Origin of the sequence: Isoptericola luteus, assembly GCF_020297055.1 — a bacterium.
Lineage (GTDB): Bacteria > Actinomycetota > Actinomycetes > Actinomycetales > Cellulomonadaceae > Isoptericola > Isoptericola luteus.
The window spans coordinates 9,210-19,264 of the sequence record NZ_JAIXCQ010000020.1 but is presented as its reverse complement, the minus strand read 5'-3'; the positions used below and the strand labels follow the sequence as shown (position 1 = coordinate 19,264).

The window sequence follows — 10,055 nt, the reverse complement described above, 5'->3', positions numbered from 1 at the left end:
TCCGTGGCACCCACCGACGGATACGGCAACGCGATCTTCGTCCCCTGCAACCGCCGCGGCGCCCGCAGATGAATCCCGTTCGGCAGCTTGTCCACCACCGCACCGAACTGCCGCAAGATGTCCAGGTGGTAGTTGATCGGCCGATCCCCGATCCGACACCCACCCAGATCCGGGATGAACGCCTCCCCCAACCGGTGCAGCAACGGACCACAGAACAGAATCGGGATCCGGCTCGACCCCGCATGCGCATCAATATCCGCCACATGCGCCGACTCCACGTTCGACGGATCCAGCACCAACGTCCCCGCACCCGGATCCGACGCCACCGTCACACCATGCAGCTCCAACAAACCCGTGACCACACCCACATCACGAATCTGCGGCACATTACGCAACACACTGGCCGACTCACCCAACAACGACGCCACCATCGCCTTGGACACGAAGTTCTTCGCCCCGCGCACCGTAATCGTGCCCTCGAGCGGAGTACCACCGTTCACGTACAGCAGATCGTTCATATCTTCGTCGTCGTCCCGTCTCACGATTGCATCGTCTGTGGCGCCGCCGACGCGGCGCGGTCGGCCGTGCCGGGTGCACGGTCTGGAGAGGCGCCGTCGATACTGCCCCGCCCGACCCGGTGGTGCCAACACGCGCCAGCGCCCAGGTATTCACGTTCACCACACCTTCACTCGCCACGCACTGTGAACGCGAGAGCCGTCCGACCATAGCGCGAGACGCGGGCTCACCCTGTGGGCAGTCTCCGAGGGTGCCCGTGACGACCGCCCGGGCAGTGCCGCGAGCTGTCAGGACGACGTGGACCTTCCGGTGGTCGAGGCCCTGACACGGCGAGGGTCAGCAGACGTCGTTGCCGTGGAGGTCCTCGCAGACCAGGCGGGTGCGCGCTTCGGTGACCGTCGCGGGAGCGGTCGTACTGGTGGTCGTGATGGTGCCCTCGATCGCAGTCCACGTGCTGCTGCCCTGGATGCGGAAGCTGCCCCGCCACGTCGTGGTCAACGAGACCTCGATCCCGGAACGGTAGACGTCCCCCTCCGCGTCGACAGCAGTCCCCACGTCCGTGCCCGGCTCCCCCAGCCGGCTGTACGTGTGCCCCACCCAGGACGCGTCCGGCAACGGATCACCCTCGCTCCACGCCCGCCCCGGCTCCGTCGTGGTCAACGTGCCGCCACCGGCCGAGTACGGGTCGTCGAAGTCCCACACGAACTGCGCCGGATCCGCCCGGATCACCACCGGCACGTCCAACAGCACGGCCTCGAGCTCCTGCGGCTCAGCCGTCGTGTAGGCCGGGTAGTGCACGTTGACGAGCATCGGCTCACCGCCCTGCACCGTCACCGGCGGCGTCGGGACCTTCATCACCGCGAACTCCCGCGCCGCCTCCACCGCCAGGTCCGCCGGAGTCACACACTGCCCGTCAGAAAGCTGCTCGGGCGCGCCGTAGCCCCCGTCGTCACGGACCCGCTGGACCCACAACGGCGCCAACCAGTACTCGTCACAGTCCGGGTCCGCCATGAAGCCGGCCTCGCCCGCATCACAAGCCCCCGGCGCATCCACGATGTCCTGCAGATAGTTCGTGTCGTTCAGCTGCAAGCACGTGACCGCGTCGACCCGGACGTACTTATCTTCAGGACCTGCCTGAGACGAATCATCCTGATCATTCTGATGCTGGGCGTTCGACGAGCCGATTGCGGTCGCTGTAGCAGTGTCGTCGACGTCATCAACATCGGCATCATATGTGCGATCGTTCGAGGACCCAAGAAGGAGCGCTCCCGAAATCATGAAGACTGCACCCATCTTCAACATGGTCACTCCTCGTCAAGGTTGGAGACTCCGACGACGGCCCAGTCCTCGCCAACCCGTGACATCTCGATTCGGATCGAATAAGTGACCTTCTCGTACGAGAAGACTGTTTCACCAGCGGGATCGGTAATCTCAACGGCACCCGTTGTTACTTGAAGATCAATCGGCCAGATCCCCGTTGAAGGATCCTGTTCGTAAGTTTGCAGAGTGCGTACATGAGTTTCACCGCCGTGAAACTTGTCCCCATTCTGGGCAATCTCGCGCGACTGCTCGAGCCTGTTGGCACAGGTCTGGCACGTCTTGTGAGACATCGCCTCCCACTCGGCAGTGTCGCCCGTCTTCATGATGTACGGATCGAGCAACTTGAAGTACACCGCCGCAGCCTCGGCACCTGCGGCACCGTCGTCGTCCATCTCCGCCGGGCGCTCGGGCGGGGCGACCGTCGACGTGGGACTCGGCGACACGGACGGTGACGCGGAGAGTGATGGCCCCGGCGTCGTGGACTCCGACGCGGCGGGCGGCGGTTCGGGTCCGTCCAGGCCGCAGCCTGCGAGGAGCAGGACCGCGGCGAGGCCGACGGCAGTGGCGGCGAGCGTTGCGCGAGGCATACGGGATGCTTTCGGTCGACGACGACAACGTGGAGACACGACAACGTGGAGACACTAGGGGATCTGACGCGATCGTGTCGGAACGTCCTGTGGACGAGAAGCCCCACGCGAGTTGTCAGGACCACGTGCACGTTCCTATCAACGTGGTCCTGACAACTCCCGACGCCCAGCAGTTGTCAGGACCACGTGCACGTTCCGATCAACGTGAACCTGACAACTCGCGCAGGGAGGGGCGCTCAGACTGGTTCGACGTCCTCGTGGTGCTGCGTCGCGGACATGAGCGCCGCGCACACGATGCCGATGACCAGCACCGCCCCCACCAGCAACAACGTCTGCGCCGCAGCGTCGGCGAACCCGGCGACGAAGGCCTGCTGCGCTGCGGCTCCGACCTGCTCGGCGATGTCCGCGGGCACCCCGTCGGGCAGCTGGACGGACCCGGTGGCCGTGGTGCCGAGGTCTCCGCTCGCCCGCGTGATGCCGTCGACGAACGACTGCCGGTACTGCTGGGGCAGGCTGGTCGCGAGCTCCTGCGCGGCCGCGGGCACCGTCACGGACAACCGTGAGGACAACGCGGCGACGACCACCGCCGACCCGATGACGCCGCCCACCTGCCGGTTGGTGTTGAACGCCCCTGCGCCGGCGCCGGCGGTGCGGGCGTCGAGGCCGGAGGTCGCGAGGTTCGACAACGGCGAGAACGTCAGGCCGGTCCCGACCCCGAACAGCGCCATCGGCCAGACCAGCACCCACGGGGACAGGGCGGGGTCGAGGACGGCCGCGAGCCACACCACGGACCCGGCGATCCCCGTGAACCCGGCGGCGACCACCCACTTGGCCGGCACCCGGTCCGACAGCCTCCCCGCGATCGGGGCGACCACCCCGGACACCAACGAGCCCGGCATCATCACGAGCGCCGCCTGGATCGGCGTCAGGCCCAGGATCGACTGCAGGTAGATCGTCAGCGGGAAGAAGATCCCGATCATCGCGAAGGTCACGACCATGCCGTCGACGTTGGCCAGCGAGAAGTTCCGCGACCGGAACAGCCGGAGCGGCAGCAGCGCGTCCGCCCCCATCCGGTACTGCCAGGCCACGAACGCCACCATCACCAGCAGTCCGGCACCGATGAGGCTCCACACCGTCACCGGGCCCCAGATCTGCCCCCAGTCGTAGTTCTCCCCCTCCTGCAGGCCGAACACGACGGCGCCCAGACCCACGAGCGACAGCACGACGCCCAGGGGGTCGAGCGTCGTGCCGTGCGAGGGCAGGTGCGGCAGCCGGGTGACGGAGAACCAGAGCGCCGCGACCCCCACCGGGATGTTCACGTAGAAGATCCACTCCCAGCCGACGGTCTCGACGAAGACGCCGCCGAGGAGCGGTCCGGCGATCGTCGCCACGCCCGCCGTCGCGCCCCACAGCCCCAGCGCGGCCCCGCGCTGCCTGGCCGGGAAGACGCGCGTGATCATCGACATCGTCTGCGGCGTCATCAGCGCCGCGCCCACGCCCTGCAGCACGCGGAACGCGATGAGCCACCCGATCTCGGGCGCCGAGCCGATGTTCCCGGAGAACCCGCACAGGAACGAGAAGACCGTGAACACGACGAGCCCGACGATGAACACGGCCTTCTGCCCGTACCGGTCCCCCAACCGCCCGGCGAGCAGCATCAGCACCGCGTACGACAGCAGGTAGGCGCTGTTCACCCAGCCCACCTCGATGAGCGACGCGGAGAACTGCTCGGTGAGGGTCGGGATCGCGATGTTCACGATGGTCGTGTCGACCATGATCATGAAGAACCCGAGGATGAGCGGCGGGAGCACGCTCCATGCGGACCTGCCGCCAAGGTCCACCAGCGGGATCACCGGGGCGCGCCCGGACGTGTCGGTCATGACGACGAGCCTGGCACGCACCCCTGACGACCGCTCCCGATCAGAGAGGACGACGCGCGGCAGCCCGGCCTCGTCGCCGCCCGGGCGCACTGTCCGCCCGGCCCGTACCTCGCGACGAGCTCCGCGCCGAGGCGGGCGAGCTCGGCCTGCACCTCGGGCGGACCCTCGACGTCGGCCTGCGCTCCCCAGCCGGCCAGGTGCCGCGCGACGTCGAGCGGCGTCGGCGCTCCGACGCGCACCCGCGCCCGGCTGCCGTCCCCGTCGTCCCCGTCGTCGACGTCACCCCCGTCGACATCACCCCCGTCGCCATCGTCGCCACCGTCGCGTCCGCCGCCAGGCACGGGTCCCTCCACGTGCGTGTGGCGCCCGAACTGCGCGCCCAGGACGCCGACATGCTCGGCGCGCACGACGACGGTCGTCCACGTCGCCGAGCGCCGTTCCTCCACCTCGCCCACCACCCGCTCCCACTCGGCGCCGAGGTCCAGGCCGGCGGGCACGGTGAAGTGCTCGTCGGTGACCTCGAGCCCGCCGATGCGGTCCACCCGGAACGCGCGGGACCCGTGCGGCGTGCCGGCGACGAGGTACCAGATCCCGTCCTTGTCGACGAGGCCCCAGGGGTCGACGTCGCGCCGCGACGTGCGCCCGGTGGCGCCGGTGTAGTCGATGCGCACACGCCGGCGCTCGACGACGGCCTGCTGCAGCTCGCCCAGCCCTGCGGGCCGTTCCCGCCCGGTCGTGCTCCAGCGCTCTCGGTCGACGACGACGGCCGCGGCGGCCGCCTCGGCCTCGGCCCGGAAGGTGGCGGGCAGGGCGCGCACGAGCTTGCGGAGCGCTGCGCGGGCGTCGTCGGACGACGCGGCGCCGGGCCCGGCGAGGAGGAACAGTGCGCGCGCCTCGGGCGCGGTGAGGCCGGACAGGTCGGTGCGCGACCCGCCCAGGAGTGACCAGCCCCCGCCGCGGCCCGGCTGCGAGTACACGGGCACCCCGGCGGTCGAGAGTGCCTCGAGGTCGCGGCGGGCGGTCGCGACGGAGACCTCGAGGTCGGCGGCGAGCTCCGCGGCGGTCACCCGGGGGCGTGACTGCAGGTGGAGCAGGACCTGGATGAGCCGGTCGGCACGCATGCTCCGAGACTGGCACACAAAGTGCTCAGTCGGTGAGCACTTTGGCGCCCACGATGGTGTTCAGGAGGCGTCGCCCGACGCCCTGACCGAAGGGAACGACCATGCTGCGCGGACTCACCACCATCACGTACCTCGCCGACGACGTCGCCGCCGCCCGCGACTGGTACGCCAAGGCGCTGGACGCCGAGGCCTACTTCGCCCGGGACGCGGACGGCGCCCTCGCCTACGCGGAGTTCCGCATCGGCGACTACCAGCACGAGCTCGGCATCATGGACCGGCGGTTCGCCCCGCCGCAGCCCGACGGCGCGGCGGGTGCCGTCGCGTACTGGGCGGTCGACGACGCCCGCGCCGCGCACGAGCGCCTGCTCGCGCTCGGCGCCACGGAGCACCAGGCGCCCGTCGAGCGCGGCCCGGGATACGTGACCGCGTCGGTCCTCGACCCGTTCGGGAACGTGCTCGGGGTGATGGAGAACGCCCACTACGAGGAGGTGCTCGCCTCGTTGCGCGGCTGAGGGCTGCTGACCGCGCCTGAGTGCGACGGCGCGGAGCCCTCGCCGCCGCGCACCTAGCGTTCGCGGCGGCGGGGCAGCCGCATCGTCAGCAGCGACGCCCGGGGCGCGAGCCGCCCGGCCAGGCCGAGCACGTCCTCGGTGCGCGTGCCGTCGGGGTCGATGACGGAGAACAGGTTGGCGCCGAGGTAGAACGTGATCGCCGCGTTCGCTACCTCGCGCGCAGGGAGCAGGCGCGCCAGCGGCGTCCCGCCGACGACCCGCTCCCAGTGCTCCTCGACGAACGCGACCCAGACCTCCGCCCGGGTGCTGATCTCCGCGCGCAGTGCCGGCTTGGTCACCGCGGCGGCGACCAGCTCGCTGAACGAGGCGAGGTACCCGCGCTCGACGTCGGTGCGGTAGATGGTGACGGCCGCCGCCGTGAGCTCCTCGAGGGTGCGCGCCTGCGCGGCGGTCTCGCGATGCTCGGCCAGGCGGGTCTCGCTCGCGCGGTCCAGCGCGGCGAGCAGCAGCGGGTCGACCCCGCCGTAGTGGTAGAAGACGAGCGCCGGGTTGACCTCTGCCGCGGCGGCGACGGTCCGCACGGAGGTGCCGGCGTACCCGTGCTCGCGCAGCACCCGGTCGGCGGCGTCGAGCAGCCGACGGCGCGTCTCGTCGGCGTTCCTGCCCCGGGTGCGCTGCACCGCCGCTTCCGCCATGGCCCGATCCTATGCTTTGATCGACTGACTTAATCGAGTGATCAACATGAGATCGGAGTCCACGATGATGGTCCCCTCCCCCACGCCGAGGCGAGCGGTCGTCGCGGGGTGGAGCGGGTTCATCGGCCGCGCGGTCGTCGAGGACCTGACCCACCGCGGGTACGACGTCGCCCGCGTGGGCCGCGACGGCCCCGACGCCCGCTGGTCGGACGGCGCCCTGGCGCGCCTGGTCGACGGCGCCGACCTGCTGGTGAACATGGCGGGCAAGAGCGTCGGGTGCCGCTACACCGACGCCCACCGCGACGAGATCCTGCGCTCGCGCATCGCGACCACGCGAGCGCTGCACGACGCCGTCTCCGGGGCGGCGCGGCCCCCACGCCTCTGGCTCAACGCCAGCACCGCGACCATCTACCGGTACGCGCTGGACCGCCCCCAGACCGAGGACGACGGCGATCTGGGCACCGGATTCTCCGTCGACGTCGCCCGGGGCTGGGAGGACGCGTTCTTCGGCGGCGACCTGCCGGGCACGCGTCGCGTGGCGCTGCGGATGGCCATCGTGCTGGGCGGGCCGGCGTCCGACCAGCTCGCGCAGGTGGCACGGCTCGGCGTCGGCGGGCCGCAGCTCGACGGGTGGTGGTTCGGCCACCGTCGTTACCGGGGCATCGGCGAGCACCCGACCGGCGGGCCGGCGCCCGCGCACCGCAGCCGCGGGCGGCAGATGTTCTCGTGGGTGCACCTCGACGACGTCCTGCGCGCCGTGCGGTTCGTCGACGACGACGCGTCGCTCGCCGGGCCGGTGAACGTCGCCGCGCCGCACCCCGTCGACAACCGCACCCTCATGGCGGAGCTGCGACGGACGGTCGGCGCGCCGTTCGGGCTGCCCGCACCGCGGTGGCTGCTCGAGCCCGCGCTCTGGGCGCTCCGCAACGAGTCCGAGCTGCTGCTCAAGAGCCGGTGGGTGCTGCCCGGGAGGCTCGCACGGGCGGGGTTCACCTTCGCGTGGCCCGACCTCGGCCCGGCGCTTGACGATGCCGTCCACCACCGCGCCCGGTAGTCGTGCTCGTCCGGGGGGGCGCCGCGGTCAGGCGTCGCCGCTCTGGCGTCGTCCCGCGACACCGACCGCCACGGCCGCGACGACGCACACGACCGCCGTCGTGAGCAGGCCGACGGCGAAGCTGGTTCCCGCGGCGACGAACCCGACGACGAGCGAGCCGAGGCCGGTGCCGGCGTCGAAGCCGATGTTCCACACCGCGCTGGCGGTGCTGTGCTGCCGTGACGGCACGGCGGCGAACGCGGCGACGAGCGTGAGGTTCTGCAGGCTGCCGTAGGCCAGGCCCACCACCGTCATGCCCAGCACGAGCGGGACCGGCCGGGCGCCGCCCCCGGTGATCGCTCCCGCGCACACGACCAGCCCGACCGCGCAGGCGACGAGCAGCGGCGCGAGGAACGCCCGTGGCCCGAACCGGTCGGCGAGTCCGCCCACTCCCCAGCGGGACAGCGCGGTCGCGGCGGTGAACCCGAGCAGCCCGGCCACCGCCGCGCCGGCGTCGCCGGCGAACTGCGGGGCGAACGTCAGCAGCGCCCCGCCGGGCGTCGTCACCGCGAGCAGCACCAGCGAGGGCATCGCCAGAGCGCGCAGGGTGTGCAGGCGGCCGCCGGGCGCCGCGCTGTCGCCGCCGTCATCGCCGCCGTCATCGCCACCGTCGCGGGCCGCGCCGTCGGCAGCCGAGGACGCGCCGGCAGCCGCGGACGCGGCGGCGGCCTCCGCGGCGTCCAGCCGCCGCCCGAGCAGCACGGCGAACGGCACCGCGAGCGCCGGCAGGGCGCCGAGGGCGAAGACGACGCGGAAGTCGAGCGTCTCGGCGATCCAGGCCGCGCTGGGCACCAGCACGAGCTGCGGGAACGCGACGGACAGCCCGTACAGCCCGATGGCGCGGCCGTGCCGCGGGCCGTCGACGAGGGCGGCGACGGCACTCGAGCCGCACACGGTCAGGACGGCGAAGCCGGTGCCGCGCACGGCGGACAGCGCGAGCAGCCAGCCGAGCTGGTCGGTGGCCATGAACAGCAGCGACGGCACGCCGAGCAGCACCACGCCGGCAGCCATCGTGAGCCGCCACCCCGCGCGCCGCAGCACCCACGGCACCGTGGTCTGCGTGAGCACCGTCGCCAGCATGAGCACGGCGTTCACCAGCCCGGCCCCACCCTCGCCCGCGCCACCGTGCACCGCCCACAGCGGAGCGGCGGGCAGCAGCAGCGCGTATCCGGAGAAGCCCAGCGCCGACATCGCGAGCAACGGTCGGAACCCCGGCACGGCCGCGACCGCCGAGGAGCCCAGCGGGACGGGATGACGCATCCGGCGAACCTATCGCGGTCGCCGTGATCGTTTCGTGACATTAGACCGGTCCGTGCGGTACGTTCCTGCCGGGCCGAGCGGCCCCGGCACGGAAAGAGGTCGCATGACAACGCAGGTCCTTCACGGCAGCACCCAGGACGCTCCGCCGTCGTTCCCGAGCCGGCGCGACCCAGGCCGCGGCGGCCGGAGCCGTCCCCGTACCGGCGCGACCCCGGCGGCCCGACCCGCCACGGTGCAGGCCGGCCTGCAGACCGGTCTGCAGACCACCGCGCAGACCACCACGCAGACCACCAGGAGCACCGCCCCCTCGCCGTCGAAGACCGCGCCGAAGACCAGGCCGACGACGAGGTCCGGCTCGGCCGACGGCCCCCGGCGCACCCCGAACCGCTGGGCCGGGATCGGCGTCGGGCTCACCGTCGCCGTCGCCACCACCACGACGCTCACCGCCACGGCGCCGCAGGCCGCGGCGCCGGAGGTGGACGACCGGCCCACGACCGGCACCCTCCGCGCGGTCACGCAGGCCGCCACGGCGCTGGAGGCGCGCGACGACGCCGCCTCGCGCAGCGGGGTCCGCACCGCGCCCGCGGAGCAGGCCACCACCGGTTCGCAGGTCTCCGTCCCGGCCGAGACGACGCTGTCCGTCGAGACGGTGGGCGAGGGCAGGATCGCGCCCGCACCGGAGCCCGTGCTGCCCGGGTGCGACGGCGAGATCGCCGGGCTCGGCACCAACGGGCAGGTCCCCGCCAGCGAGCTCTGCACGCTGTGGGACGGCCGCACGAAGGTCCGGGCGGACGCCGCCGTCGCCCTCGCCCAGCTCAACGAGGCGTACATCGCGACCTGGGGCGAGCCCTTGTGCATCACCGACGGCTACCGCACCTACGGCGACCAGGTCGCCGTGAAGGCCGCCAAGCCGACGCTCGCCGCCACGCCGGGCACGTCGAACCACGGCTGGGGTCTGGCCGTCGACATCTGCGCCGAGTCGTACGCCGGCTCCCGCTGGGACTGGCTGGCCGCGTTCGGACCCACCTACGGCTGGGACAACCCGGCGTGGGCCCGCACCGGCGGTGCCGG

Annotated in this window: 9 protein-coding genes and 1 pseudogene; 3 read left to right on the top strand and 7 right to left on the bottom strand. The window is 72.1% G+C overall.

Annotation, left to right across the window (positions count from 1 at the left end; translation table 11 throughout):
• The 5 genes and pseudogenes from LEP48_RS18100 to LEP48_RS18080 all read right to left on the bottom strand — a co-directional run.
• A pseudogene (locus LEP48_RS18100) lies at positions 1-518 on the bottom strand (UDP-N-acetylglucosamine 1-carboxyvinyltransferase); the annotation flags it as partial.
• A 334-nt stretch (positions 519-852) separates the two neighbouring features.
• Positions 853-1,605 carry a hypothetical protein gene (locus LEP48_RS18095; protein WP_225566600.1) on the bottom strand — a complete coding sequence of 251 codons (753 nt, stop codon included), beginning with the start codon at positions 1,603-1,605 and terminating at the stop codon, positions 853-855.
• 215 nt (positions 1,606-1,820) lie between these two features.
• The gene (locus tag LEP48_RS18090; protein WP_225566599.1) at positions 1,821-2,423 is read right to left on the bottom strand and encodes a DUF6318 family protein; all 603 of its coding nucleotides are present in this window, start codon (positions 2,421-2,423) and stop codon (positions 1,821-1,823) included.
• 236 nt (positions 2,424-2,659) lie between these two features.
• Positions 2,660-4,303, bottom strand: a complete 1,644-nt coding sequence (locus tag LEP48_RS18085; protein WP_225566598.1) for a DHA2 family efflux MFS transporter permease subunit — start codon at positions 4,301-4,303, stop codon at positions 2,660-2,662.
• Entirely contained in the window at positions 4,300-5,424 is a 1,125-nt protein-coding gene (locus LEP48_RS18080) for a helix-turn-helix transcriptional regulator (protein WP_225566597.1), read from the bottom strand. Before LEP48_RS18080 ends, LEP48_RS18085 begins: the two co-directional genes overlap by 4 nt.
• 101 nt (positions 5,425-5,525) lie before the next feature.
• Here LEP48_RS18080 and LEP48_RS18075 point away from each other — a divergent pair, with 101 nt between their 5' ends.
• Complete coding sequence (locus tag LEP48_RS18075) at positions 5,526-5,936, top strand: VOC family protein (protein ID WP_225566596.1); 411 nt, start codon at positions 5,526-5,528, stop codon at positions 5,934-5,936.
• Between the two features lie 53 nt (positions 5,937-5,989).
• Here the strand turns inward: LEP48_RS18075 and LEP48_RS18070 are convergent, their stop codons facing one another.
• A complete protein-coding gene (locus LEP48_RS18070; protein ID WP_225566595.1) occupies positions 5,990-6,631 on the bottom strand; it encodes a TetR/AcrR family transcriptional regulator in 642 nt (213 codons plus the stop codon).
• A 46-nt stretch (positions 6,632-6,677) separates the two neighbouring features.
• Between LEP48_RS18070 and LEP48_RS18065 the strand changes: the two genes are divergently transcribed.
• Positions 6,678-7,685, top strand: coding sequence for an epimerase (locus LEP48_RS18065; protein ID WP_225566594.1), 1,008 nt, complete (start codon positions 6,678-6,680; stop codon positions 7,683-7,685).
• 27 nt (positions 7,686-7,712) lie between these two features.
• On the opposite strand, the gene LEP48_RS18060 is transcribed toward LEP48_RS18065, so the two are convergent.
• Positions 7,713-8,984 carry an MFS transporter gene (locus tag LEP48_RS18060; protein WP_225566593.1) on the bottom strand — a complete coding sequence of 424 codons (1,272 nt, stop codon included), beginning with the start codon at positions 8,982-8,984 and terminating at the stop codon, positions 7,713-7,715.
• A 103-nt stretch (positions 8,985-9,087) separates the two neighbouring features.
• Here LEP48_RS18060 and LEP48_RS18055 point away from each other — a divergent pair.
• Positions 9,088-10,055 (top strand): M15 family metallopeptidase (locus LEP48_RS18055; RefSeq protein WP_225566963.1); only part of this gene is annotated, 968 nt, incomplete at its 3' end.